The sequence below is a fragment of the Paraburkholderia sp. MM5384-R2 genome (assembly GCF_014201025.1).
GTDB lineage: Bacteria > Pseudomonadota > Gammaproteobacteria > Burkholderiales > Burkholderiaceae > Paraburkholderia > Paraburkholderia tuberum.
The window spans coordinates 23,434-49,446 of record NZ_JACHDI010000021.1 but is presented as its reverse complement, the minus strand read 5'-3'; the positions used below and the strand labels follow the sequence as shown (position 1 = coordinate 49,446).

At 67.4% G+C, this 26,013-nt stretch carries 24 protein-coding genes and 1 riboswitch; of the genes, 18 read left to right on the top strand and 6 right to left on the bottom strand.

From position 1 onward, the window contains the following. Positions 1 to 2 precede the first annotated feature (2 nt). The 4 genes from HDG37_RS27875 to pepN form a co-directional block, all read right to left on the bottom strand. Entirely contained in the window at positions 3 to 1,019 is a 1,017-nt protein-coding gene (locus HDG37_RS27875; RefSeq protein WP_184053084.1) for a class 1 fructose-bisphosphatase, read from the bottom strand. A gap of 85 nt (positions 1,020 to 1,104) precedes the next feature. Further along, entirely contained in the window at positions 1,105 to 1,557 is a 453-nt protein-coding gene (locus tag HDG37_RS27870) for a HigA family addiction module antitoxin (RefSeq protein WP_090801406.1), read from the bottom strand. Positions 1,558 to 1,573: 16 nt separating this feature from the next. Next, positions 1,574 to 1,855, bottom strand: coding sequence for a type II toxin-antitoxin system RelE/ParE family toxin (locus HDG37_RS27865; protein WP_184053081.1), 282 nt, complete (start codon positions 1,853 to 1,855; stop codon positions 1,574 to 1,576). 197 nt (positions 1,856 to 2,052) lie between these two features. Next, positions 2,053 to 4,749, bottom strand: a complete 2,697-nt coding sequence (pepN, locus tag HDG37_RS27860; protein ID WP_184053078.1) for an aminopeptidase N — start codon at positions 4,747 to 4,749, stop codon at positions 2,053 to 2,055. Positions 4,750 to 5,072: 323 nt separating this feature from the next. Between pepN and HDG37_RS27855 the strand changes: the two genes are divergently transcribed. Then, positions 5,073 to 5,768 carry a DUF4136 domain-containing protein gene (locus HDG37_RS27855; protein WP_184053075.1) on the top strand — a complete coding sequence of 232 codons (696 nt, stop codon included), beginning with the start codon at positions 5,073 to 5,075 and terminating at the stop codon, positions 5,766 to 5,768. Between the two features lies 1 nt (position 5,769). Here HDG37_RS27855 and HDG37_RS27850 read toward each other — a convergent pair whose 3' ends face one another. Then, positions 5,770 to 6,342 carry a TMEM165/GDT1 family protein gene (locus HDG37_RS27850; protein ID WP_184053072.1) on the bottom strand — a complete coding sequence of 191 codons (573 nt, stop codon included), beginning with the start codon at positions 6,340 to 6,342 and terminating at the stop codon, positions 5,770 to 5,772. 11 nt (positions 6,343 to 6,353) lie between these two features. Beyond that, positions 6,354 to 6,566, bottom strand: a riboswitch (yybP-ykoY riboswitch). Between the two features lie 493 nt (positions 6,567 to 7,059). Here HDG37_RS27850 and HDG37_RS27845 point away from each other — a divergent pair. Genes HDG37_RS27845 through HDG37_RS27765 form a run of 17 tightly spaced genes read left to right on the top strand, consistent with a single transcriptional unit; the run spans position 7,060 to position 24,566 of the window. Continuing rightward, the gene (locus tag HDG37_RS27845; protein WP_184053069.1) at positions 7,060 to 7,785 is read left to right on the top strand and encodes a beta-ketoacyl synthase chain length factor; all 726 of its coding nucleotides are present in this window, start codon (positions 7,060 to 7,062) and stop codon (positions 7,783 to 7,785) included. Then, positions 7,769 to 8,563 carry a 1-acyl-sn-glycerol-3-phosphate acyltransferase gene (locus HDG37_RS27840; protein ID WP_184053066.1) on the top strand — a complete coding sequence of 265 codons (795 nt, stop codon included), beginning with the start codon at positions 7,769 to 7,771 and terminating at the stop codon, positions 8,561 to 8,563. Before HDG37_RS27845 ends, HDG37_RS27840 begins: the two co-directional genes overlap by 17 nt. Beyond that, on the top strand, positions 8,538 to 8,837 hold the full coding sequence (locus HDG37_RS27835; protein ID WP_184053064.1) for a phosphopantetheine-binding protein: 300 nt from the start codon (positions 8,538 to 8,540) through the stop codon (positions 8,835 to 8,837). Before HDG37_RS27840 ends, HDG37_RS27835 begins: the two co-directional genes overlap by 26 nt. Before the next feature lie 2 nt (positions 8,838 to 8,839). Next, positions 8,840 to 9,091 (top strand): acyl carrier protein, encoded by a 252-nt coding sequence (locus HDG37_RS27830; RefSeq protein ID WP_184053061.1) that lies wholly within the window; start codon positions 8,840 to 8,842, stop codon positions 9,089 to 9,091. After that, entirely contained in the window at positions 9,091 to 9,759 is a 669-nt protein-coding gene (locus tag HDG37_RS27825) for a hypothetical protein (RefSeq protein ID WP_184053058.1), read from the top strand. Before HDG37_RS27830 ends, HDG37_RS27825 begins: the two co-directional genes overlap by 1 nt. Then, complete coding sequence (locus HDG37_RS27820) at positions 9,759 to 11,483, top strand: AMP-binding protein (protein WP_184053056.1); 1,725 nt, start codon at positions 9,759 to 9,761, stop codon at positions 11,481 to 11,483. The genes HDG37_RS27825 and HDG37_RS27820 overlap by 1 nt, the downstream gene beginning before the upstream one ends. Further along, the gene (locus HDG37_RS27815) at positions 11,483 to 13,207 is read left to right on the top strand and encodes a glycosyltransferase (RefSeq protein ID WP_184053052.1); all 1,725 of its coding nucleotides are present in this window, start codon (positions 11,483 to 11,485) and stop codon (positions 13,205 to 13,207) included. Before HDG37_RS27820 ends, HDG37_RS27815 begins: the two co-directional genes overlap by 1 nt. Continuing rightward, positions 13,194 to 14,831, top strand: coding sequence for a histidine ammonia-lyase (hutH, locus tag HDG37_RS27810; RefSeq protein WP_184053049.1), 1,638 nt, complete (start codon positions 13,194 to 13,196; stop codon positions 14,829 to 14,831). The genes HDG37_RS27815 and hutH overlap by 14 nt, the downstream gene beginning before the upstream one ends. Further along, positions 14,828 to 15,268, top strand: a complete 441-nt coding sequence (locus HDG37_RS27805) for a thioesterase family protein (protein WP_184053046.1) — start codon at positions 14,828 to 14,830, stop codon at positions 15,266 to 15,268. The genes hutH and HDG37_RS27805 overlap by 4 nt, the downstream gene beginning before the upstream one ends. Then, positions 15,256 to 15,966, top strand: coding sequence for an outer membrane lipoprotein carrier protein LolA (locus HDG37_RS27800; RefSeq protein WP_184053043.1), 711 nt, complete (start codon positions 15,256 to 15,258; stop codon positions 15,964 to 15,966). Before HDG37_RS27805 ends, HDG37_RS27800 begins: the two co-directional genes overlap by 13 nt. Beyond that, complete coding sequence (locus HDG37_RS27795) at positions 15,966 to 18,425, top strand: MMPL family transporter (protein WP_184053040.1); 2,460 nt, start codon at positions 15,966 to 15,968, stop codon at positions 18,423 to 18,425. The genes HDG37_RS27800 and HDG37_RS27795 overlap by 1 nt, the downstream gene beginning before the upstream one ends. Further along, positions 18,422 to 19,606 (top strand): beta-ketoacyl-[acyl-carrier-protein] synthase family protein, encoded by a 1,185-nt coding sequence (locus tag HDG37_RS27790; protein WP_184053037.1) that lies wholly within the window; start codon positions 18,422 to 18,424, stop codon positions 19,604 to 19,606. Before HDG37_RS27795 ends, HDG37_RS27790 begins: the two co-directional genes overlap by 4 nt. 5 nt (positions 19,607 to 19,611) lie before the next feature. Then, complete coding sequence (locus HDG37_RS27785; RefSeq protein WP_184053034.1) at positions 19,612 to 20,100, top strand: hotdog family protein; 489 nt, start codon at positions 19,612 to 19,614, stop codon at positions 20,098 to 20,100. Continuing rightward, the gene (locus HDG37_RS27780) at positions 20,097 to 20,822 is read left to right on the top strand and encodes a 3-ketoacyl-ACP reductase FabG2 (RefSeq protein WP_090801376.1); all 726 of its coding nucleotides are present in this window, start codon (positions 20,097 to 20,099) and stop codon (positions 20,820 to 20,822) included. Before HDG37_RS27785 ends, HDG37_RS27780 begins: the two co-directional genes overlap by 4 nt. Next, a complete protein-coding gene (locus HDG37_RS27775; protein WP_184053031.1) occupies positions 20,822 to 22,048 on the top strand; it encodes a beta-ketoacyl-ACP synthase in 1,227 nt (408 codons plus the stop codon). The genes HDG37_RS27780 and HDG37_RS27775 overlap by 1 nt, the downstream gene beginning before the upstream one ends. Next, the gene (locus tag HDG37_RS27770; protein WP_184053027.1) at positions 22,045 to 23,325 is read left to right on the top strand and encodes a beta-ketoacyl synthase; all 1,281 of its coding nucleotides are present in this window, start codon (positions 22,045 to 22,047) and stop codon (positions 23,323 to 23,325) included. The genes HDG37_RS27775 and HDG37_RS27770 overlap by 4 nt, the downstream gene beginning before the upstream one ends. Further along, positions 23,322 to 24,566 (top strand): NAD(P)/FAD-dependent oxidoreductase, encoded by a 1,245-nt coding sequence (locus tag HDG37_RS27765; protein WP_184053024.1) that lies wholly within the window; start codon positions 23,322 to 23,324, stop codon positions 24,564 to 24,566. The genes HDG37_RS27770 and HDG37_RS27765 overlap by 4 nt, the downstream gene beginning before the upstream one ends. 46 nt (positions 24,567 to 24,612) lie before the next feature. On the opposite strand, the gene guaD is transcribed toward HDG37_RS27765, so the two are convergent. Next, a complete protein-coding gene (gene guaD / locus HDG37_RS27760; RefSeq protein ID WP_184053021.1) occupies positions 24,613 to 25,977 on the bottom strand; it encodes a guanine deaminase in 1,365 nt (454 codons plus the stop codon). Positions 25,978 to 26,013: the final 36 nt, after the last annotated feature.

The following is a 26,013-nucleotide window of genomic DNA, read 5'->3' as shown; positions in this document are numbered from 1 at the left end:
GATCACTTCTTCGCTTCGAGGTGATAGCGGGTCACGCGATCGACCTCGTTCTTCGAGCCGAGGAACACCGCGACGCGCTCGTGCAGGCTCTTCGGCTGGACGTCGAGAATGCGCTTCTCGCCGTTGGTTGCGGCGCCGCCCGCCTGCTCGACGATGAACGCCATCGGATTCGCTTCGTACATCAGACGCAGCTTGCCCGGCTTGTCCGGCGTGCGCTTGTCGGCCGGGTACATGAAGATGCCGCCGCGATTCAGGATGCGATGCACGTCGGAGACCATCGACGCGATCCAGCGCATGTTGAAGTCGGCCTGCCGCGAGCCGTCCTTACCCGCCTTCAGCTCGCCGATGTATTGCTGAACCGGCGGATACCAGTGGCGTTCGTTCGACGCGTTGATCGCGTACTCGCGCGTTTCGACGGGAATGCGCATGTCGCTTTGCGTGAGCACCCACGAGCCGAGCTCGCGATCGAGCGTGAAGCAGTTCACGCCGTTACCGGTGGTCAGCACGAGCACCGTTTGCGGGCCGTACACCGCATAGCCCGCGGCGACCTGCTGCGTGCCCGGCTGCAGGAACGATTGCTCGGTGGCCTGATGGCCGTCCGGGCAGCGCAGCACCGAGAAGATCGTACCGATCGACACGTTCACGTCGATGTTCGACGAGCCGTCGAGCGGATCGAACACGAGCAGATATTCGCCCTTCGGATAGTTGGCCGGAATCGGGAAGAATTGTTCCATTTCCTCGGAGGCCATGCCCGCGAGATTGCCGCCCCATTCGTTCGCCTCGAGCAGAATTTCGTTCGAGAGGATGTCGAGCTTCTTCTGCACTTCGCCCTGGACGTTTTCGCTGCCCGCCGAGCCGAGCGCATCGCCAAGCGCGCCCTTGCTGACGTGGTAGCTGATCGCCTTGCACGCGCGCGCGACGACTTCGATCAGCAGGCGCAGGTCGGCGGGCAGGTTGTTGGTTTCGCGCTGCTGCTCGATCAGGTACTTCGTGAGAGTGGTACGACGTTGCAAAGACATTGCTGTACTCCGGAAGGCTAGAAGAATGATGGGATTTTAACCGCTCGTTTGTGTCGGCTCCGTGCTTTTGGTCGCACGGCCGGCTTCAGGTCTTGCGGCGCGCCTTGGCCGAGACGGTGCCGCTGACGCTGGCCGCGAGGGCCGCGGCCCGGGCGTGTCCGGCCGGCACGCGGGGCAGTTTCGGGCGCTCGGCGCGCGGCATCGGTTCGATTTCCCGTTCGATCTGCTCGCCGGCGGCGGCGGTGGCGACGCGCAGGTCGTAGGCGATTTGCAGATTGAGCCAGAACTGCGCGCTGGCGCCGAAGTAGCGCTCGAGCCGCAGCGCGGTATCGGCGGAGATTGCGCGGCGGCCGCGCACGACGTCGTTGATGCGCGGCGCCGGCACCCGCAGCGCGAGCGCGAGCGCGTTGACGGACATGCCGAGCGGCTCGAGGAACTCGCTGCGCAGAATTTCGCCCGGATGGATCTCGGCAATCGCCGCGCCCGTATCGATGTCGGAGAAATCGATGCTGTTGAGCGCGGAGCGTTTGATGACCATGTCGGTCTCCCAGTAGTCAGTGATAGTCGATGATCTCGACATTCAGCGCGTCCTCGCCGACGAAGTGAAAACAGATGCGCCACTGCCCATTGATGCGGATGCTCCATTGCCCGCTGCGCTGGCCTTGCAAGGCTTCGAGCCGGTTTCCGGGCGGCGCGTGCAAATTCGAGACGGAGCTCGCGGCGTCGATCATCAGCAACTTGCGATGCGCTAGCGCCTGGATCGAGCGTGGCAACGAATGCACGAACCTGCCCTGGAAAATTCTTGCGGTGGCCTTGTCTGCGAATGTCGTGATCATCGAATCGTATAACGTACGGCGTTAAATGTAAACCATCAAACCTGTACGTATACTTTCTGCCCGGCGAGGTCCGATGAACAGTCGGCCAAACGGCTAACGGCGCGACACGAGCGCGTGAACGCTGCTGAAAACAACGCGAAAAAAAAGCCGGCAACGCGTGCCGGCTTTCCGATGTGACTCGGGAACTCAGAGAGGCATCACGCCAACGCCTTCTCGACGATCTCGCGCACGTCGCGCGACTTGACCTGTGCGGCCACTTTCTCGAGCGCCGCGCGCATGCTGTCGCGCAGCGCCGGCGTGAAGCGTCGCCACAGTTCGAGCGAGCGCGCGAGGCGCGCGGCCACCTGCGGATTGAGCGCGTCGAGCGCGATCACCTGGTCGGCCCAGAATGCGTAGCCGGAGCCATCTGCCGCGTGGAACTGCGCGGGGTTGGCCGCGCAGAAGCTGAAAATCAGCGAACGCGCCCGGTTCGGGTTCTTCAGGTTGAAGGCCGGATGCGTCATCAGCTTGCGCACCGTATCGATCACCGGATGTCGTGCGCCGCCGCGCTGGGTGGCCTGCAACGCGAACCATTTGTCGATGACGAGCGGCTCCTTCTCGAAGCGTCGATAGAAGTCGTCGAGCGCGTGCTGCGCCTCGGGGCTGCCGCCTTGCGGTGCGGCCGCGTTGAGCAGTGCCGACAGCGCGGCGGCGCGGTCGGTCATGTTGTTCGCGGTTTCATATTGCGCGGCCGCGAGACGCACGGCGTCCGCGGAGTCGTCGAGTTCGGTCAGATACGACAGCGCCAGATTCTTCAGCGCGCGATGACCGGCGGCCTCGGGCGTCGTTTCATAGGCGCCCGGCGTGCGATGCTGCTCGTAGACCTTCAGCCAGTCGTCACGCAGCGCATTCGCGAGGCGCTTGCGCACGAACTGCCGTGCCGCGTGCACCGCGGCCGGATTCGATTCGGCCATCTGCTCGGCGAGATACGCTTCGGACGGCAGCATCAGTGCGAGCTCGCGGAACGCCGGCGACAGCGTCTCGTCGGTCAAAACGCGCGCGAACGCGGCGACCACCGAGTCGTCGAACTGCAGCGCCGCGCCCGTGGCCGCGCGCGCGGCCAGCGCGAGCAACTCGCGCGTGGCAAGCCGCTGGCCGGCTTCCCAGCGGTTGAACGGATCGCTGTCGTGCGCGAGCAGGAACGCGAGCTGTTCGCCCGTGTAGTCGTATTCGACGATCACCGGCGCCGAGAAATTGCGCAGCAGCGACGGCAGCGGTTCCTGCCCAACGTTGACGAACGTGAAGGTCTGCTCGGTCTGCGTGAATTCGAGCACGCGCGTGGTCGACTCCGACGCCTTCGGCTCGCCGTCGAGCTGCAGCGGCAGATCGCGGCCGTCCTTGCCGATCAGACCGATCGCGAACGGAATCAGCAGCGGCCCCTTCTGCGTTTCGCGCGCGGCCGGCACGGCATCGCCGTAGCCCTGGCGCAGTGTCACGCTGTAGCGCTGCTGCGCGGCGTCGTAGCGCGTGCGCACCGACACGCGCGGCGTGCCGGCCTGGCTATACCAGCGCTCGAACTGCGCGAGGTCGCGGCCGTTCGCGTCGGCGAGCGCGTGACGGAAGTCGTCGCAGGTCACGGCCTGGCCGTCGTGACGCTTGAAGTACAGGTCCATGCCGTGGCGAAAGCCGTCGCGGCCGAACAGCGTCTGATACATCCGCACGACTTCCGAGCCTTTCTCGTAGACGGTCATCGTGTAGAAGTTGTTGATCTCGACGTAGCTTTCCGGGCGCACCGGATGCGCCATCGGGCCCGCGTCCTCGGCGAACTGCATCTGGCGCAGCACCCGCACGTCCTCGATGCGCTTGGTCGCGCGAGCGGCTTCGTCGGTGGCGCCGCCCGCCATGTCGGCCGAGAACTCCTGATCGCGAAACACCGTCAGGCCTTCCTTCAGGCTCAACTGGAACCAGTCGCGGCAGGTCACGCGATTGCCGGTCCAGTTGTGGAAGTACTCGTGGCCGACCACCGCCTCGATGTTCGAGAAGTCGGTGTCGGTGGCCGTTTCGGGGTTCGCGAGCACGTACTTCGTGTTGAAGATGTTGAGCCCCTTGTTCTCCATCGCGCCCATGTTGAAGTCGCTGACCGCGACGATCATGAAGCGGTCCAGATCGAGCTCGAGCCCGAAGCGCTGTTCGTCCCAGCGAATCGAGTGGATCAGCGAATCCATCGCGTGACGGGTCTTGTCAAGATCGTGCGGCTCGACCCAGACCTGCAGCAGCTTTTCCTTGCCTGAGCCGGTCTTCACGCGTTCTTCGAGCGCGACGAGCTTGCCCGCGACGAGCGCGAACAGATAGCTCGGCTTCCTGAACGGGTCTTCCCAGCGCGCGAAATGGCGGCCGTCGGGCAATTCGCCTTGTTCGAGAAGATTGCCGTTCGACAGCAGCACCGGATAGTCGGCCTTGCTCGCGCGCAGCGTGACCGTGAAGCTCGCCATCACGTCGGGGCGGTCAAGGAAATAGGTGATGCGGCGAAAGCCTTCGGCCTCGCACTGCGTGAAGAAGTTGCCGCTCGACACATACAGCCCCGACAGCGTGGTGTTTTCCGCGGGATTGCAGATGCTGGTGAGGGTCAGCTCGAAGCTGTCCGGCACCTCGTCGAGCAGCAGGCCGTGCTCGTGGGGGTGCGCGTTCGGGAATCGCTTGCCGTCGATCGCGGCGCTGACGAACTCCAGTTGCTCGCCCATCAGTTCGAGATGCGCGGCGCGCGACGCATCCGGGTTGCGGCGAACACGCATCGTGTTCCTGACGACCGTGCGTTCGGGGACCAGATCGAACTCCAGCGCGACGGTGTCGATCAGGAAGGCGGGCGGCGCGTAATCGGCGCGGCGGATCAGATTGGGCGTTGCGGTATCGGCCATGGCGTTCTGTGGTGGTGTACTCGAGCGGTCGGGCGCGCAAACGGCGCGCGAGCCGGGCTTGGTCGACTCATTGTACAAAGCCTCGGGCAATCGTGCGGAAGGGAAGGGGGCCGAGTCTCGGCGCCGGGTAGCGCTGCCGCTTTCGACGGACAGGGGAAGAACCTTTTACCGGCTGGCGAGGTCAGCGTATTATCGGGCGCCGCGCGTGGCGGAGCGCCGGCATCGTCCGCCGGGCAGCGGATTGCGCGACGGAATAATCTCGACTGAAGCAGAGTTTTAACTGAAGCAGAATAGATGCAATCAGAGGCATCACGAGGCAGACCATGAACATCGATCGATGGACCCGCCGCGTCGCGCTGCTGTTCGTCGCGCTGACGGCGCTGCTGTCCGGTTGCACGACCTACGTGACCACGCAGGTCACGGCGTTCTCGGACTGGAGCGGAAGCGACGCGACGCGCACCTATGCGTTCACGCGGCACGAGGATCAGAAGAACAATCTCGAGCTGAGCGCGTACGAGCGGATCGTCGCGAACGAGCTCGCCTTGCACGCGTTCCGCGAAGTCTCGCACGACGACGCGCGCTATCTGGTCGAGCTCGCCTATGGCATCCGCTCGGACATCGTAACCGTCGCGCAGCCGGTCTACTACAACCCGTGGCCCGGTCCTTACTGGGGCCGGCCGTTCGATACGTGGGGACCGTGGGGGCCTTTCCCGGCGACGTACGTGAACCAGAGCTACCCGGTGTTCACGCATCTTCTCGGCATCCGGATCACCGAGCGCGCGAGCGGCCGGGAGGTCTATAACGTCACGGCGCGCAATGTCGGCGAGGAGTCGTCGCTGGTGCGGGCAATGCCATATCTGGCGCGTAGCGCGCTGGCTGATTTCCCGCTGGCCAACGGCGCGGTGCACACCGTGAAGATTCCGCTCGGCGGCGGTGGCGGCGCGGACGCCAACGAAGTGTCGCTGCCGGCGGCCACGCCCCCCGCGGGCGCGGCGTCGGCGCCGAAGGCCGCGCAGTAGCTCAGACCCCGACCCCGAACAACGCCATCGCGCCCAGCACGACGAACATCACCGCGGCGATGCCGTGCACGAGCCTGGTCGGCAGACGATGCGCGAAGCGGTCGCCGAGCAGGATCGCCGGCACGTTCGCGATCATCATGCCGAGCGTCGTGCCGGCCACCACGCCGAAGAAATCGTGAAAGCGCGCGGCGAGGGCGACCGTCGCAATCTGCGTCTTGTCGCCCATTTCCGCGAGGAAGAACGTGACGACCGTCGCGCCGAACACCCCGAAGTGCGTGCGGTTCGTGTTGGCTTCCTCTTCGTCGAGCTTGTCGGGCACGAGAATCCACAGCCCCATGCCGATAAACGACGCCGCCAGCGCCCAGCGCATGATGGTCGGCGTCAGCATCGAGCCGAGCCACGCGCCGAGCGCGCCGGCGCCCGCGTGATTGATCAGCGTCGCCGCGAGCACGCCGAAAATGATCGGCACGGGCTTGCGATAGCGCGCGGCCAGCACGAGCGAGAGCAGTTGCGTCTTGTCGCCGATCTCGGCGAGCGCGACCGCTCCGGTCGAAATCAGAAAAGCTTGATTCACGTTGAATGGATTCCTCGGGCCGAAGATGAACGAGCGACGACCCACGACACGCCGGGCCCTGTTGCGGCGCGTGTGGATCATCGGTCTCGCCAGGCCAGAGGCTGCGACTGCCACGGCCGTGCAGGCCAAGTCTGTTGACAGTCGCCCCCGCGAACCACACGTGCGACGCACCGGCGAAGCGGTGCGGACGTGCCGCGGGGCGGCTACTCCCCAATGAGGGCCGGAGTATAGCAGGCGCGGGCGCATCGTTGCCACGAATGTTGTTTGCACCGACGACGCGGCGTCGGTGTCTTCGCTCTGCGGTGCATTCGAAGAAAGACGAATGAAAGGTTTTTCGTCGGTTCCGGCGGCATTGTCGCGCCAGCGCCGACGCACGAGATCGCCTTCCGGTGCGTCGTCGCAGCCGGTATTGTCAAATCGCCTAACAATGTGTTGCGTGACAGGCGCGGATACAGATGGATACGTCTTTCCTCGTCGATCTGATTCAAAATACCCGGTACTATTCGGCCACAAAAGGAGCCTGAGCCGCTATCCACTACACCGATTGTCAGGGGCGCCTGACAAATCGGCCCGATCGCCGGTGCTGCATTCCCTGACAGGCAGACTGGTCGGTCCCGGGTTGGAACTTCCCGATCCGCGCGGCGGCGCTCGCCGTGACGGCTGTGTATTCCGTCAGGCGCTTGAGCCCCTTCCCCGTTTCCACGCGCGAACACCAATATGCCCGATCTGCACTGGACCATTCCGGTCGGTCGCTGGTCTAGCTGGCCGGCTACCTCGTCTGCCGCACCCGATATCGGCTTCATCGAGCCGATCGTGCGGCGGCGTCTCAGCACGCTGTCCAAGCTGGCGCTCAAGGTCGCGCACGACTGCGTCGCGCAGGAACCCGCGCGCGTGGTGTTCGCTTCGCGGCACGGGGAGTTGCGGCGTACCACCGACATCCTGCGCAGCATCAGCGCCGGCGAGCCGGTATCGCCGACGGCCTTCAGCCTGTCGGTGTTGAACGCGATGACCGGCGTGTTCGGGATTGCGCGCGGCGACCGCTCGGCCGCGAGCGCGGTATCGGCTGGAGCGCAGACGCTCGGCTATGCGCTGCTCGAAGCGTACGCGCAATACGCGACGCAACCGGATGCGCCGGTGCTGCTCGTGTATGCCGACGAACCGGCCGATCTCGCGTACGGCACGATCGAAGACGAAGTGCACGGCGGTGCGATCGCGGTGTTGCTCGACAAAGATGCGACGGCTGGGCACGTTGTTTGCTCTTTGACCCGCGCTGACGAGGAGGTGGCCGAGCGACGCCCCGAGCCGCGATCCGCGTTGAGCGACGCCCCGAGCTTTCCGACCCAGAGCCAGGCGCTGCTGCACTGCCTCGAAACCGGCCAGCCCGCGCGCTGGCAGCGCGCCGGCGCGCTGTGGCACTGGAGGTGGGATGAGCGCGCGGCTTGATTACGCGTGGCGTTTTTGCGCGACTGGCCTCGCTTTCGTCGCGTTCGGCGTGTGCGGCGTGCTGTTTTCGGTACTCGTGTTTCCGCTCGCGTGGCTGTGGCCGCATCGCGCGTCGCGGCAGCGCGCGGTCACCGTCGTGATTCACCGGTTTTTCCGCGCGCTCGTCGCGGTGCTGCGCGGTCTCGGGGTGATGGAACTCGAAGTGTCCGGCGCCGAGGCGTTGCGCGCGGGCGGGCCGGCGATCGTCGTCGCGAATCACCCGACTTACCTCGACGTGATGGTTCTGCTGTCGTTGACGCCGCGCGCGTGCTGCGTCGTGAAGCACGCGCACTGGCACAACCCGTGTTTCTGGGGCATCGTGCGCGCGGCCGAATACGTGAGCAACGCGGACGCGATCGCGCTCGTCGAGGCCGGCGCGAAGCAGCTCGCGGCCGGCTATACGATGATCATTTTTCCGGAAGGCACGCGCAGCCCGGCGCCGAACCGGCTGCACGCGTTCTCGCGCGGATTCGCGCACATGGCGCTGAAGGCCGGCGCGCCGATCGTGCCGGTATTGATGGATTGCGATCCGCCCGCGTTCACGCGGCAGATGCGCTGGTACGACGTGCCGGCGCGCGCTTTCCGGATGCGCGTGAACGTGCTCGCGCCGCTTGGCGTCGCCGAGCTGGCCGCGCACGACACCACCGCGGCAATTGCGGCGCGCAGCGTGACGAATGCCGTGGAAGCCCACATTACCCAGCACCTGTTCGACTATGGATTCTTTAAAACTGGAAATTAAAACGCTTCTGATCGAAGCCCTCGATCTCGAAGACCTGAGCCCCGCCGATATCGACGACGACGCCCCGTTGTTCGGTTCCGACGGCATCGGTCTCGATTCGATCGACGCGCTCGAAATCGGCATCGTGCTGCGCAAACAATACCAATTGACCATCGCGGCGAACGACGAACGCACGCGCGAGCACTTTCGCTCGATCAACACGCTTGCCGCGTTGGTCGAGAGTCAGCGCGAAGCGGCGCACGCTGCGAACGAAACCGCAAGGAAGGGGGTTTAATCGTGTCCGAGACTGAGATTCTTGAGCGCATCCGCGCGATCTTTCAGGAAAACTTCGCGATCGAGCCGCAGCGCGTGACGCCCGACGCTCACCTGTTCGAAGACCTCGATCTCGACAGCATCGACGCGGTCGATCTCGCGATCAAGCTGCAGGAGATGACCGGCCGCCGCATCAAGCCGGAGAACTTCAAATCCGTGCGCACGGTCGGCGACGTGATCGGCGCGGTCGAATCGCTGCTCGCGGCGCAAGGCTGATGCCGGTCGCGCACCCGCGCACGCAGATGTCGCAGCCACGTCCCGCCGCGAGCGAATCCGGCGCGCGGCCTCACTGGAGCAGGACCGTCGTGCAGGTGCTGCTGAAACTCGCTTACCCCGCGCTGATCTTGTGCGCATGGCGCTGGGACGCGCCGCGTCTCGTCGGCGGCATGCTGCTGGTGACTTTATGGCTGCAGCGCTGGGCCGGCGGCGGTCCGGTTGCGATGTCGCTGCGGCAGCTTTCCAAGCTCGACTGGAGCGTGGTGGCGATGCTGAGCTGCGCATCGGCGACGATCGTCGTCACCGATAGCGAGCTGCTGCTGCGCTTCTATCCGTCGCTCGTCAATCTCGGTTTGCTGATCGCGTTCGGCGCGACGCTCGTGCGCGGGCCATCGATGATCGAAAAATTTGCGCGCCTCGGCAGTCCCGATCTGCCGCCGGGTGCAGTGCGCTATACGCGGCGCGTGACCCAGGTCTGGTGCGTTTTCTTCGTGCTGAACGGCGCGTTTTCCGTCTACACCGCGCTCTATTGGAGCCGCGCGGCCTGGTCGCTGTACAACGGCGCGATCGCCTACGGACTGATCGGCGCGCTGCTGGCGGGCGAATACGTATGGCGACGTCTGTTCGTGCTGCCGCGCGCCGCGCGAGCGGATTCGGAGGCCGCCTGATGCTCGCGTTGCATGATCTGCTGTCGGCCGATGCCGCGCTTGCGACGTCCGCCGCACCGGTGTGCCGCGATGGCGCCGTGCTGCTCGATCGCGCGGCGTTTCGCGCGCGCGTCGAGGGCTTGATCGAGCTCGTGCGAACGCCCGACGCGCGGCGCTGCGCGCTTTGCATCGACGATCCGTTCGAGTTCGCCTGCGCATTGTTCGCGCTGTTCGCGTGCGGCAAGGAGCCGGTGATTCCGGCCAATGCAACGCCGGGCTATCTCGCCGATCTCGCGCACGCCTACGACTTCCTGCTGACGGATGCGGATCTGCCGCCGTTCGTCGCAGCGACGCATCGCACGGCTCACACCGCCCACCCGATCGACGCCCATGCGCCGATGACGCTCTACACATCCGGCAGCAGCGGCATGCCGAAGCCGATCCGCAAGACGCTCGCGCAATTCAACGCCGAAGTCCACACGCTCGAACGGCAATGGGGCGCATTGCTCGGCGACGCGACGATGCTCGCGAGCGTGCCGCATCACCACATCTACGGTTTGCTGTTTCGCGTGTTGTGGCCGCTCGCGGCCGGCCGCGCCTTCGATCGCGCGATCGGCGTCGAGCCGCTGCAGCTGCAGGCGCGCATCGCGCAATGCGGCGCGACGGCGGTGGTGTCGACGCCCGCGCAGCTGTCGCGTTGGCCCGCATTGCCGGGCTTCGCCGCGCTTACGCCCGCGCCGCGCGCGTTCTTTTCGTCGGGTGGCCCGCTCGCGGCCGACGCCGCGCAGGCCTTTGCGGCGAGCTACGGCGCGGCGCCGCTCGAAATCTACGGCAGCACGGAAACCGGCGGGATCGCGTGGCGGCGTCAGGATCAGGGCGACGCATGGCAGCCGGTCGCCGGCGCCGAGGTGCGCCGCGACGACGACGGCGCGCTGTGCGTGCGCTCGCCGCATCTCGACCACGACGGCTGGCATCGCACCGGCGATCGCATCGCGTTCGATGCCGACGGGCGCTTCCGCTTGCAAGGGCGCCTCGACCGCGTGCTGAAGCTCGGCGGCAAGCGCGTCTCGCTGCCGGAACTCGAGGCGCGTCTCGCGCTGCATCCGTATGTCGCGCAGGCGGCGCTGGTGCCGCTCATAGGCGCGTCGCGCGAACGCGTCGGCGCGGTGGTCGCGCTGACCGAGGCGGGCGGCGCTGCGTTGTGCGACGAAGGCCGCGTCGCGCTGGCGAAAACGCTGCGCCGGCATCTGGCCGATTACTTCGATGCGGTCGTGCTGCCGCGTCATTGGCGTTTTCGCGTGAGCCTGCCATTCGACGCGCGCGGCAAGCTGCCCGCGAGCGCGGTTGCGGCCGCGTTCGCGCCGCTCGCCGAGGGCATGGAAGTGCTCGCCGAAACGCGCGTCGGCGACATGCGCGTCTGCGACATGCGCGTCTGCGACACGCTGCACTACGTGCTGCGCGTGCCGCAGTCACTCCAGCATTTCGCCGGCCACTTTCCGGGTCTGCCGATTCTGCCGGGCGTCGTGCAGGTCGACTGGGCAGCGCGGCTCGCGGCCGGGCATTGGCCGCGTGTGCGAGAGGTGGCATCGGTCGATCGTCTGAAGTTCATGGCGCCGGTGTTGCCCGGTGCGGTGCTCGAACTCACGCTCGCCTATGATGCCGCGCGCCGGTGTGTGCAGTTCGCGTACCGGCTCGACGGACGCGAATGCGCGTCGGGCTTGCTCGTGCATCGGGAGGACGCGTGATGACGTTCGCGCCCTGCATCGTCATTCCGATCTACAACCACAAGGACGCGATCGGAGCGAGCGTCGCGCATCTCGCGGTGCACGGCCTGCCGCTCTTCGTCGTCGACGACGGCAGCGACGCGCCGACCCAGCGGGTACTCGCCGCGCTCGCGCTGCAATACGCGCAGCAGATGACGCTGTTGCGTCTGCCGGCAAACGGCGGCAAGGGCGCGGCAGTGATGGCGGGCCTGCGCGCGGCGCGCGCCGCGGGCTACACGCACGCGCTGCAGATCGACGCCGACGGCCAGCACGATGCGACCGATGTGCCGCGCTTCATCGATGCCGCGCGCGCCGAACCCGGCGCGGTGATTCTCGGCCGTCCGGTCTACGACGACAGCGTGCCGAAGGCACGTCTGTACGGCCGCTATCTGACCCACGTGTGGGTGTGGATCGAGACGTTATCGCTGACGATTCGCGATTCGATGTGCGGCTTTCGTCTGTATCCGCTCGCGCTCGCGTGCGAGCTGATCGACAGCGTGCGACTACCCACGCGCATGGACTTCGACATCGAGATCCTCGTGCGTCTCTACTGGCGCCGCGCCGCGTTCCGCTCGATCCCGACGCGCGTGACCTACGCGGCCGACGGCGTGTCGCATTTCGACGTGCTGTGGGACAACGTCCGAATCAGCCGCAGCCATACGCGGCTCGTGTTCGGGATGCTGTGGCGTCTGCCGATGCTGCTCGCGCACAAGCTGATGCCGCGCCGCGGCGCGCTGGCCGACGCCGCCGATGAAGCCCGGCCCGAAGCCTGGTGGCGCATCGCCGAACGCGGCAGCCGCCTCGGCATGACCCTGCTCGCGCTGAGCTGCAAGCTGTTCGGCCGCCGCTTCACCGCGCTGTGGCTGCATCCGGTCGTCGCGTATTTTCTGCTGACGGGCCGCGCGGCGCGCGCCGCGTCGGACAACTACTTCGCGCATCTGAGCGCGGTCGCGCCGTCGGCGGATACGCCGCGCCCGGGCTGGCTGTCCGCGTATCGCCATATGCTCGCGTTCGCGCAATCGGGCTTCGACAAGCTCGCCGCATGGACCGGCCGCGTCGACGAGACCGACGTCACGTTCGACGATCCTGCGGCGTTCGAAGCACTGCTCGCGAGCGGCAAGGGCGCGCTCGTGATCGGCGCGCACCTCGGCAATCTGGAGATGATGCGCGCGCTCGCCATCCGCGGCGAACACGCGAAGGTCACGGCGGTCGTCTACACCGGGCACGCGCGCCGCTTCAATGAGGTGCTGGCGTCGTCGAATCGCGACTTCGCGCGGCATCTGCTCGAAGTCGGCGACTTCGGTCCCGAGACGGCGGTGCTGATGCAGCAGCGCATCGATGCGGGCGAGCTGCTGGTGATCGTCGGCGATCGGGTGCCGGCGCGCGAGGCGGGACGCACCACCGACGCGCAATTTCTGGGCGCGAGCGCGCGGTTCGCGCAAGGACCCTACGTGCTCGCGCATGCGCTCGGCTGTCCGGTCTACCTGTTCTTCTGCCTGAAGGAACGCGACGGTTATCGCATGTATTTCGAGCCGTTCGCCGAGCGCATCGAGCTGCCGCGCCGCGAACGCGCGCAGCATCTGGCAGCGTGGGCGCAACGCTACGCGCTGCGCCTCGAACACTATTGCCGCAAGGCCCCTTACCAATGGTTCAATTTCTTCGATTTCTGGGCCAGCCCCGAGCGAGGCGCAAATGGCCGACCATGATCTGAACGATGTGCGGCACGCACGCGCTGTTACGAGTGCCGCGGCGCATGTGGATGCCGGTGCCGCTGCCGATCGCGCGCCGGTCGTCGTCGGTGCGCGCCGACTGACGATAGAAGAGGTTGTCGCGATTGCGCGGCAACGTGCGTGCGTCGCGGTGAGCGACGATCCCGCATGGCGTGCGCGCATCGAGCGCGGCGCGGCGTTCCTGCGCCGCCAGTTGGCTGCCGGCGCGACCGTGTACGGCGTCAACACCGGTTATGGCGACGCCTGCGTGGTCGAGGTGCCGATGGCGCTCGTCGAGGCGTTGCCGCTGCAACTGACGCGTTATCACGGCTGCGGCATGGGCGCGTATCTCGACGATGCGCAAACCCTTGCCGTGATCGCCGCGCGTCTCAATTCGCTCGCGTACGGTTTTTCGGGCGTGCGTACGGTGCTGCTCGAACGCCTCGCGGCCTTGATCAATCATCGCGTGTTGCCGCGCATTCCGTCCGAGGGTTCGGTCGGCGCGAGCGGCGATCTCACGCCGCTGTCGTACGTGGCGGCGGCGCTCGCGGGCGAGCGCGACGTGCAGTACGCCGGTGCGCTGCGCGCGGCGCGCGAAGTGTGGACCGAGCTCGGTGTCGAGCCGCTGACGCTCGCGCCGAAGGAAGGCCTCGCGCTGATGAACGGCACGGCCGTGATGACGGGCCTCGCGTGTCTCGCGGTGGCGCGTGCGGAACATCTGACGCGGCTTGCCGCGCGTTTGACCGCAATGGCGACCGTCGCGCTCGACGGCCGCGCCGCGCACTTCGACGCGACGCTGTTCGACGTGAAGCCGCACGCGGGCCAGGCCGAAGCGGCCGCGTGGATCCGCGCCGATCTGGCCGGCCGCGCCGACACGCCCGGGCATCGCCTGCAGGACCGCTATTCGATTCGCTGCGCGCCGCACGTGATCGGCGTCGCGCGCGATGCGCTGGGCTGGGTGCGCCGCGACGTCGAAAACGAGCTGAACAGCGCGAACGACAATCCGCTCGTTGATCCCGACAACGAACGCATCTTGCACGGGGGCAACTTCTATGGCGGCCATATCGCGTTCGCGATGGATGCGCTGAAGGTCGCCGTCGCCAATCTGGCGGATCTGATGGACCGGCAGCTCGCGTTGCTCGTCGATGTCAACTTCAACAACGGCTTGCCGCGCAATCTGTCGGGCGCGGCGCCCGAACGCGCGGCGATCAATCACGGCTTCAAGGCCGTGCAGATTTCGACGTCCGCATGGACCGCCGAGGCGCTGAAGAACACGATGCCCGCGAGCGTGTTTTCGCGCTCGACCGAGGCGCACAATCAGGACAAGGTCAGCATGGGCACGATCGCCGCGCGCGACTGCCTGCGCGTGCTCGAATTGACGGAGCAGGTCGCCGCCGCGCACACGCTCGCGACCGTGCAGGCCGTGCATTTGCGCTTGCGCATCGACAGCGCGACGCCGGTGCCCGCGCCGCTGCGCGTATTCATCGACGAGGTGGGCGCGTACTCGCCCTTCGTCGGCGAGGACCGCGCGCTCGAAGGCGAGCTGCGCGCGCTGAGCGCGCGCATTGCCGCGTGCGAACTGCTGGACATGGTGGACGATCGCCAAGGAGTCAACGCATGAGCGAGCCCGCGAAAACGCAGCACGTGCTCGCCGCGAGCGCGACCGTCGAAGTGCCGTTTCACGACGTCGACGCGATGAACGTGTGCTGGCACGGCAATTATCTGAAGTACTTCGAGCTGGGCCGCGCGGCGCTGTTGCGCGCGTTCGACTACGACTATCGCGAGATGCGGGCGTCCGGCTATCTGTGGCCGATCGTCGAGGCGCATCTGAGGTACGTGCGGGCCGCCGTGTACGGACAGAAGATCGAGGTGCGCGCGCAACTGCTCGAATACGAAAACCGCCTGAAAATAGGCTATGAAATCGTCGATTGCGCGTCGGGCGCGCGGCTCACGAAGGGCTATACGATCCAGGTCGCCGTCGACGCCGCCACCGAGGAATTGCAGTTCGTGTCGCCGCCGGTCGTATTCGAAAAGCTGGAGCGCGTATGGGGACGGTGAACCGGTGCGCGCTGGGAGCGCTCGTGTCGCGGCTGGCGGGGGCGATCGTCGCAATAGGGGCGCTTGCATTGGCAGCGGCGTCGGCCGATGCGGCCACCGCCAGCAATACGGCTCCAGCCGCCGACGCCGCCGGCAACGCCAACGCCGCGCTCGTCTCGCAGATCGCCGCGCATCTCGCGCAGCCCAAGGGCGTGCGCGCGCAATTCACGCAGACGCAGACGCTTGCCGCGATGAAGCAGCCGCTCGTCAGCAACGGCACCTTGCTGTTCTTCCGCGAGCGCGGCGTGATCTGGCGGATCGACACGCCGTACAAGGCCACCTACGTGATCACCGACGCTGGTGTTGCGCAACTCGACGCCAGCGGCCGCCGCGTGAGCACGCATAGCGCGCAGGGCAGCCGCGGCGTCGCGCAAGTGTCGAAGATGATGCGCGCGATGCTCGGCGGCGATCTGTCGGCGCTGTACTCGCAGTTCGACGTGAGCGCCGAAGGCAGCGCCGCGCAATGGCGCATGCGACTCACGCCGAATCAACCGCAGCTCGCGCAATCGATCAAGGGCCTCGACATGAGCGGCGGCGAGTATCTGCAAAACCTGCGCATCACGCTCGCGAACGGCGACGTGACGAAGCTCGAGTTCGCGAACAGCACGGCCGTTGCCGAGCCGACGCCGGACGAGCGCAGCCTGTTCGGAGCGCCGTGATGGACATGCCGCAGCAGCGAACCGCGAAACATGCGTGGGGCGTGCGCGCCGCATGGCTCGTGCTCGCGCTGCTGGCGGCGCTGTATTGCGGCTGGCGCTTCGCCGGAGCGTCGCCGCTCGAAACCAATCTGCTCGCGCTGCTGCCCGCGACCGAAGCGGACCCGGTCGCCGAGAAAGCGGTCGACACGCTCGCGAGCGCGCTCGGCGATCGCACCGTGCTGCTCGTCACGAGCCGCGACGATGCGCACGCGAAAGCGGCCGCGAAGCAGCTGGGCGCGTCGCTGCAAAAGAGCGGCGCATTCGCCTCGGTGACGGCCGAACTGCCGCCGTTCGACCTGTCGCAGATCTCGGCGCTGTATCTGCCATACCGCTTCGGCCTGCTCGCGCCGGCCGATCGCACCGCGCTCACGACCGCGCGCGCGACGACGCTGCACGACATGCTCGCGCAGCGCATCTACAGTCCGCTGCAAGGCGGCCTCAGCACGCAACTCGCCGACGATCCGTTCGGCTGGCTCGAACGCTGGCTCGGCAATCTGCCGCTCGCGACGTCGAATCTTGAAGTCGAGGACAACCTGCTGGTGTCGCATCGTCACGACGCGCATGGCGACATGACCAGCGTGCTGGTCATCGCGACGCTGCCGGGCTCCGCCTACGCAACAAAGACGCAGCGCGCGGTACACGCGGCGCTCGCCGATGCGGAAAGCGCGTTGCGTCAGACGTTCCCCGACGTATCGGTTGCACGCACGGGCGCCGTGTTCTACGCCGAGGCCGCGCGCAGCGCTTCCGAACGCGAGGTGCACGTGATCGGCATGGCGTCGCTCGCCGGCATCGCGCTGCTGATGATGTGGGTGTTCCGCTCGCCGCGTCTGTTGCTGCTCGGCTTCGTATCGACCGCGCTCGGCATCGTCTGCGCGCTCGCGGCGACGCTGCTGATTTTCGGCAAGCTGCATCTGTTGACGCTCGTGTTCGGCGCGAGCCTGATCGGCGAGGCCGTCGATTACTCGATCCAGTATTTCGTCGTCTATCTCGGCGCGGGCCGCGACTGGGATGCACGGCTCGGCGCGCGGAGGGTACGGCCCGCGCTGGGCGTTGCGCTGGCGACGAGTTTGCTCGGCTACGCGATCCTGATGTGGGTGCCGTTCCCCGCGTTGAAGCAGATCGCGTGCTTCGCGATGGTGGGCATCACGACCGCGTTCGCGTCGGTGCTGTGGCTGCTGCCCGCGCTGCTCACGCGCGCGCCGAAGCACAGCCCTCGGCGCCTGTTCGCGGGCGCGGCGCGGCTGCTCGCGCGCTGGCAGCATGCGCTCGGCGGCAAGCGCGCTTGGCTGGTCGCCGCGCTGCTGCTGATCGCGTCGGTGCCCGGCTGGCTGCGTCTGAGCAGCGACGACGACATCCATCTGCTGATCCAGCGTGATGCGTCGCTGGCCGCGCAGGAAGACACGGTGCGCGAGGCGGTCGGCGTCGATAACAGCGCGCAGTTTTTCGTCGTGCGCGGCGCGACCCAGGAAGCGGTGCTGCAACGCGCCGAAGCGCTCGGTGCGAAGCTCGATGCGCTGAACGGCAGCGCCGATAGCGTCGGCGGCTACCAGTCGGTCGCGCAGTTCGTGCCGTCCGCGCAACGTCAGCGCGAGGATCGCGCGCTGCTCGCGCGGCATGTGTTCGGCGACTTCGCAGCGTTGCGTGCGACGCTGCTGCAAGCGGGCTTCAAGGACGAAGTCGCCGATGCGTGGCTCGCCGGCTTCGCCAAGCCGCCCGCGCCGCTCACCGTCGAGCGCTGGCTCGCGGCGCCTTGGTCGCAGCCGTATCGGCATCTGTGGCTCGGCGCGGTGGGATCGAACGACAAGAATCGGGCTCGTCAACCTGGCTACGCGGCCGTCGTGATCCCGCAAGGCGTGACGCCGCGCAACGAGCCCGCGCTGATCGCGCTCGCGCGCGGCCTGCCCGGCGTCGTGTTCGTCGATAAGGCCGCGAGCGTGTCGAGGCTGTTCGGCGCGTATCGCGTGGATAGCGGCTGGTGGCTCGGCGGCGCGCTCGTGCTCGTGTGCGTGCTGCTGATGCTGCGCTACGGCGCGCGCGGGGGTATCGCCACGACCTTGCCCGTGCTGTTCGCGGTCGGCGTCGCGCTGGCGGTGTTCGGCTACGCGGGCGTGCCGCTCAATCTGTTCAACTGGCTCGCGCTGATGCTGGTGCTTGGCGTCGGCGCAAACTATGCGGTGTTCCTGCGCGAAGGCTGCGCGCGCGCAGAGGCGGATCTCGGCGCGGTGTGGACCGGCGTGCTGCTGTCGGCGGCGACCACGTTGTTGTCGTTCGGCATGCTCGGCGTGAGCGCGATGCCCGCGCTCAAAAGCTTCGGCACCACGCTCGCGCTCGGCATCGCGGTGGCGGTGCTGCTCGCGCCTCTCGGCATGCCATCGGCAGCGCGCTCGGGCAAGTCATCGGAACCACGGAGGGCGGCATGAAAGCGCCAACAGTTTATTTGCACACTCTAGGCATGATCAACGCGCTCGGCGGCGACGTCGACGAGATCGTGCCGGCGCTCGCCGCCGCGCGCTCGCCCGGCATGGGCAATGTGCATACCGGCATCGGTGACGCGTTCGTCGGCAGCGTCCTCGCGCCGCTCGATCTCGCGCCGCGCGCCGACCTCGCGCGCTACGACTGCCGCAACAACCGGCTGCTGCTCGCGGCGCTCGCGCAGATCGCGCCCGCGCTCGAAGCCGCGCGCGAGCGCTACGGCCCGCAGCGCATCGGCGTCGTGCTCGGCACCAGCACGTCGGGCATCGAGGCGGCCGAAACCGCGTTCGTCTATCACGCACGAGCCGGCGCGTTGCCGGCCAACTTCAACTATCGGCAAATGGAAATCGGCACCGCCGCGCCGTTCGCTGCCGCCGCGCTCGGCGTGCACGGGCCGGCGTTTACGATTTCGACCGCGTGCACGTCGAGCGCGAAGGCGTTCGCGTCGGCGCGTCGGCTGCTGCAATTGCAGCTATGCGATGCGGTCGTCGTCGGTGGTGTCGATTCGCTATGCGAATTGACGGTGCAGGGCTTTGCGTCGCTCGAATCGACCAGCAGCGCGCGCACCAATCCGATGAGCCGCAATCGCCGCGGCATCAACGTCGGCGAGGGCGCGGCCGTGTTCCTGATGAGCCGCGACGAAGCGGCGGTGCGGCTCGCGGGCCTCGGCGAATCGAGCGACGCGCATCATATTTCGGCGCCGGACCCGCAGGGCGTCGGTGGCGAACTCGCGCTTCGCGAAGCGCTCGCGGACGCGGGCATCGCGGCCTCGGCGGTCGGCTATGTGAATCTGCACGCGACCGCCACGCAGAAGAACGACGAAATCGAAGCGCATCTGATGGCGCGCGTGTTCCCCGGCGGCGTCGCCGCGAGCGGCACCAAGCCGTTGACCGGCCACCAGCTCGGCGCGGCCGGCGCGACCGAACTCGGCTTCGCGTGGCTCACGCTTGCGCGCCAGAACGCGACGCTGCCGCCGCATCTATGGGACGGCGAGGCCGATCCCGCGCTGCCCGCGCTCGATCTCGTCGCGGGCGCGCGCCATCTGCCGCGCGGCACGGGCACGCAGTACGCGATGAGCAATTCGTTCGCGTTCGGCGGCAGCAATGTCAGCCTGATTCTCGCCCGGTAAAGCGCATGACGACTCCGCCACTCACTGTCGAGCAACTCGTGCGTCAGCCGATCGAGGCGATCATCCCGCATCGCGGCAGCATGCTGCTGCTCGATGCGATCGACACGTTCGCCGACACCACGCTGAGCGCCATCGCCAAGGTCGACCCGCACGCATGGTATGCCGACGCCGCCGGCGCGATGCCCGCGTGGATCGGCATCGAGCTGATGGCGCAGGCGATCGCCGCGCACATCGCGCTCGTCGCGATGCGCGGCGGCGGTCATGCGCGTCCCGGCGTGCTGCTCGGCTCGCGCAGCTATCAGGCCTTGCAGCCGGTGTTCCAAAGCGGCGCGCGTTTGCGCGTTCACGTGAGCGAGCTGCTGCGCAGCGACGCAGGCCACAGTGCCTACGAATGCACGATCGACGACGGCGACGCGCGCTGTGCCGAAGCGGTGATCAAGGTGTTTCAACCGCCCGATTTCCAGTCATTCATCGAAGGGAGTATGAGTTCATGAGCCGGCGAGTTCTCGTTACCGGCGCAAGCCGCGGCATCGGCCGCGCGATTGCGTACAAGTTGGCCGCCGACGGGTTCGCCGTGACCGTGCATTGCCGCACCGGACGCAGCGAAGCCGACGCGGTCGCGACGGGCATCGCCGCACAGGGCGGCACGGCGCGCGTGCTGCAATTCGACGTGCGCGAGCGCGCGGTGTGCCGCGAGGCGCTCGAAGCCGACGTCGCCGCGCACGGTCCGTACTACGGCATCGTGTGCAGCGCGGGTGTCACGCGCGACGCGGCGTTTCCGGCCCTCACCGGAGAAGACTGGGACGTCGTGATCGAAACCGGCCTCGATGCCTTCTACAACGTCGTGCATCCGCTGACGATGCCGATGGTGCGCGCGCGCCAGGGCGGTCGTATCGTCACGATCGCGTCGGTGTCGGGCGTGATGGGCAATCGCGGCCAGGTCAATTACAGCGCCGCGAAAGCGGGACTGATCGGCGCGACCAAGGCGCTCGCGGTCGAGCTCGCGTCGCGCAACATCACCGTCAATTGCGTCGCGCCGGGGTTGATCGAAACCGGCATGCTCGAACAGGTGACGCTCGATCACGCGCTGAAGACCGTGCCGATGAACCGCGTCGGCCAGCCGGCGGAGGTCGCGTCGGTGGTGAGCTTTCTGATGTCGGATGGCGCGTCGTATGTGACGCGCCAGGTGATCGGCGTGAACGGCGGGATGGTCTGATGAAGCGCGTCGTCATCACCGGCATGGGCGGCGTGAGCGCGTTCGGCGATAGCTGGGACGCGGTTCAAGCGCGCCTGAAGCGCGGCGAGAACGCGGTGCGGCGCATGTCCGAGTGGGATTACTTCGAGTCGCTGCATACGCGGCTCGCGTGTCCGCTGCCCGGGTTCACGATCCCCGCGCATTACCCGCGCAAGAGAGTGCGTTCGATGGGCCCGGTGTCGCTGTACTCGGTGCGCGCGAGCGAACTCGCGCTCGCCGACGCGGGCCTCGCCGACGACACGAGCATCGCGGATGGCCGCATGGGCGTCGCGTACGGTTCGTCGTCGGGCTCGGTGCAGCCGATCCGCGCGTTCGGCACGATGCTCGAAACCGGCTTGATGAGCAACGTCACGTCGAACAGCTACGTGCAGATGATGCCGCACACGACGGCCGTCAACGTGAGCCTGTTCTGGGACCTCAAAGGCCGCATCATCCCGACCTCGTGCGCGTGCGCGTCGGGCAGCCAGGCGATCGGCTATGCGTACGAGGCGATCCAGTCCGGCAAACAGACACTGATGCTCGCGGGCGGCGCGGAAGAGCTGTCGGGTCCCGCGGTCGCCGTGTTCGACACGCTGTACGCGACCAGCACGCGCAACGACGAGCCGCATCTGACGCCGCGTCCGTTCGATGCCGCGCGCGACGGCCTCGTGGTCGGCGAGGGCGCGGCGACGCTCGTCCTCGAAGAATACGAGCATGCGCTGGCGCGCGGCGCGCGGATTCATGCGGAAGTGGTCGGCTTCGGCTGCAACTCGGACGGCGCGCACATGACGCAACCCACCGCCGACACGATGGCGCTCGCGATGCAACTCGCGCTGCGCGACGCGCAATTGCCGCCCGAAGCGATTGCCTACGTGAACGCGCACGGTACGTCGACCGATCGCGGCGACATCGCCGAAAGCCATGCGACCGCGCAGACCTTCGGCGCGCGCATGCCGATCAGCTCGCTGAAAAGCTATGTGGGCCATACGCTAGGCGCGTGCGGCGCGATCGAGGCGTGGTGGACGATCGAGATGATGAAGCGCAACTGGTACGTGCCCACCCTGAATCTCGACCACCTCGATCCGGCTTGCGCGCCGCTGGATTACATCGTCGGCGGCGCGCGCGAGATCGACGCCGAGTACGTGATGAGCAACAACTTCGCGTTCGGCGGCATCAACACGTCGCTGATTTTCCGGCGCGTTCGATGAGCACAGGCCTGCAACGCGTGGTCGTGACCGGCATGGGCATCGTGTCGTGTCTCGGCAATACGCTCGACGAAGTCTGCGCTGCGTTGCGCGCGGGGCGCTCACGCGTCGAGCGTATCGATGCGTGGCGCGAGCGCGGGTTTGCATCGCAAGTCGCGGGCGTGGCGTCGGTCGCGCACGAGGCGCCGTTCGAGCGCAAGCTCGAACGCTTCATGGGCGACACCGCGCGCTTTGCGTGCCACGCGGCGCGACGCGCGATCGACGATGCAAGGCTCGACCTCGCTTCATTGCAGTCGCCGCGCGCGGGTGTCGTGATCGGCTCGGGCGTCGGCACGATGGCGAGCTACGACGCGGCGCTCGCGATCGCGCACACGCGCGGCGTCGACAAGGTGCCGCCGTACACGGTGCCGCATACGATGAGCAGCACCGCGTCGGCGAACGTCGCGCAGATGTTCGGGCTCGAAGGCGTCAGCTATTCGCCGTCATCGGCATGCACGACGTCGGCGCTCGCGATCGGGCAGGCGATGCAGCTGATCCAGACCGGCCGCCAGCAGATCGTGCTCGCGGGCGGCAGCGAAGCGCTGCACGACAACACGACGCTGATGTTCGACGCGATGGGCGCGCTGTCGCGCCGCTTCAACGACACGCCCCACAGTGCATCGCGGCCGTACGACACGCAGCGCGACGGTTTCGTGATCGCGTCGGGCGGCGGCGTGCTCGTGCTCGAAGCGCTCGACCGTGCGCTCGCGCGCGGCGCGCGCATCTACGCGGAGCTGAGCGGCTTCGGCGATTGCACCGATCGCGCGGGCATGGTCGCGCCGCATGCGGCCGGCATCGCGCGCGCGATGCGCGGCGCGCTCGAGCAGGCGGGCCGGCGTCCCGACTACGTGAACACGCAGGCGCCGTCCACCCCGCTCGGCGATCTCGAAGAGCTGCACGCGTTGCGCGACGTGTTCGGTGCATCGGCGCAAGGGTTGCCCGCGTTTTCGTCGACCAAGGGCATGACCGGGCATTCGCTCGGCGCGTGCGGCGCGCACGAAGCGATCTATACGCTGTTGATGATGCGCGACGGCTTTATCGCGGCGACCGCGCTGGTCGATACGCCGGAGCCGCAAGTGCGGAACATGCCGCTCGTGCGCGTGACGCGCGACGCGCGCATCGACACGGCGATGTCGGTTTCTTTCGGGTTCGGCGGGAGTTGCGCGAGCCTGATGTTCGAAGCGTGGCGAGGCTCGCATACGGCGCGGCAACGCACGCAAACCGTTGGAGGAGTGATTTGAACAGCGATTCTTCAAAGCGGACCGTGGTCGACGTCGCGATCATCGGCGCGGGTCCCGCCGGCGCGGTGGCCGCCGCGCTGCTGCGTAAGGCGGGCCGCTCGGTGCTGGTGCTGGAGCGTCAGCACTTTCCGCGCTTCTCGATCGGCGAGAGCCTGTTGCCGCAAAGCATGGCGTACCTCGAAGAGGCCGGCATGCTGCAGGCCGTCGTCGAGGCGGGCTTCCAGTACAAGAACGGCGCGCGCTTCGTATATCGCGACCAGAGCTCGTCGTTCGACTTTCGCGACAAGCATTCGCCGGGCTGGGGCACCACGTACCAGGTCGAGCGCGCGCTGTTCGACGACGTGCTGATTCGCTGCGCGGCCGCGCAGGGTGCCGACGTGCGGTTCGGCCACACCGTGAGCGCGGTGCGCACGGGCGCGGCACCGGTGCTCGACGTCGTCGATGAAAGTGCCGACGCGTATCGGGTCGAAGCGCGTTTCGTGCTCGATGCGAGCGGCTTCGGGCGCGTGCTGCCGCGCCTGCTGAAGCTGGAGACGCCGACGCGCATGCCGACGCGCGCCGCATTGTTCACGCACGTGTGCGACGGGCTCGCGCTCGACGACATCGATCGCAACAAGATCTGCATCGCGACGCATCCCGAGCGTCGCGACGTGTGGTTCTGGATGATTCCGCTCGCGGGCGGCCGTTGTTCGGTGGGATGCGTCGCCGAGGCGAGTTTTCTCGACGTGCCGGAGGCACAGCGCGAGGCGACGCTGCGCGCGCTGATCCGGCAGGAGCCGACGCTGAACCGGCTGATCGGGCAGGCGCCATTCCTGATGCCGGTGCGGCAGATCGGCGGCTACGCGGCGAATGTCGCGAGTCTGCATGGGCCGGGCTATGCGCTGCTCGGCAATGCGGGCGAGTTTCTCGATCCGGTGTTTTCCTCGGGCGTGACGATCGCGCTGCGCTGCGCGCATCTGGCGGCGCGCGCGCTGAACCGGCAGCTCGACGGCGCGACGGTCGACTGGTCAGCCGATTACGACGTGCCGTTGCGCAAGGGCATCGATACGTTCCGGGCATTCGTCGAGCGCTGGTACACGGGCGAGCTGCAGGACATCATCTACTACCCGGAACCGGCGACGCCGATCCGCCGCATGATCTGCGCGGTGCTCGCCGGTTACGCGTGGGACGAGTCGAATCCGTACGTCGCGGATCCGGTGCGGCGCCTCAACGCGTTGCACGAGGTGTGCAAGGCGGGCTGAGGCGGGCCTCGCCTCCAGTCAGCGGCAACGCAGCTTCGAGCCAGCCTCAAGCCGCGATCTTCGCGCGCCCCGGCACACGCTGGCGCGCGTCGTCGCGATGATGCACGCACTTGCCGGCCGCATACGTTTCATACACGGCGCGATCGTCACCGAGCAGCGCGAACGCGAACAGCAGCTCCTCGAGCGATTCGCGCCGCGCGGTGCGGCGCGCGAGCAGCGGCGTCGCCTGCGGATCGAGCACGACGAAGTCCGCTTCCGAGCCGTCCCTCAGCGTGCCGATCTTGTCGCCGAGATCGAGCGCTTCGGCCGCGCCGGCGGTCGCGAGATAGAACATGCGCGTCGCCGTCAGATGATGGCCGCCGAGGCGCGCAACCTTGTGCGCTTCGTTCATCGTCTGCAGCATCGAGAACGACGTGCCGCCGCCGACATCGGTCGCGAGGGCGATCGGCATGCCGGCCGAGTCGGCCTTGTCGAAGTCGAACAGGCCGCTGCCGAGGAACAGGTTCGAGGTCGGGCAGTGCGAGGCGAGCGCGCCGGTTTGCGCCATGCGCCTGCGGTCCTCGTCGTCGAGGTAGATGCAATGGCCGTACACCGCGCGACGGCGCAAGAGCCCATAGTGATCGTAGATGTCGAGATAGCTGCGGTGGCCGGGGAACAGCTCGGCGACCCATTTCACCTCGTCGGTGTTCTCGGCGACGTGGCTCTGAACGAACACGTCCGGATGCAGCCGCGCGAGCGCGCCGCATGCTTCGAGCTGCGCCTCGGTCGAGGTCGGCGCGAAGCGCGGCGTCAGCGCGTACATCTGGCGGCCGCGATCGTGCCAGCGGCCGATCAGCTCGGCGCTGTCGTCGTAGCCCGATTGCGCGGTGTCGCGCAGGAACGCGGGGCAGTGGCGGTCCATCAGCACCTTGCCCGCGACCATGCGCAGATTGCGCGCTTCGCTCTCGGCGAAGAGGGCGTCGGCGGATTCCTTGTGCACCGTGCAGTACACGAGCGCGGTCGTCGTGCCGCAGGCGAGCAGTTCGTCGAGGAAAAAGCTCGCCGTGTCGCGGGCGTGCGCGATGTCGGCGAAGCGGCGCTCGGTTGGGAACGTGTACGTGTCGAGCCACGGCAGCAGACCCGGCGCCGGCGACGCGATCATGTCGGTCTGCGGATAGTGGATGTGGGTATCGATGAAGCCCGGCACGATCAGCTTGTCGCGCCGCTCCACGACCTGCGTGCTGGGCGCGAGCCGCGACGCGAGCGCCGCATACGCGTCCGCCGCGACGACGCGGCCGTCTTCCACGATCAGGAGACCGTCCTCGTGGAACACCACGGCGTTCGGCGCGTGCGCCGGATCGCCGTTGAAGGTCAGCAGAGGGGCGCGGAATGCCGCTTGCGCCGCTTGCGCGGTATGAGCCGATTCAGTCATGGAAAAGCTGTCTCCGAATGTTGAAAGCTGGGTGGC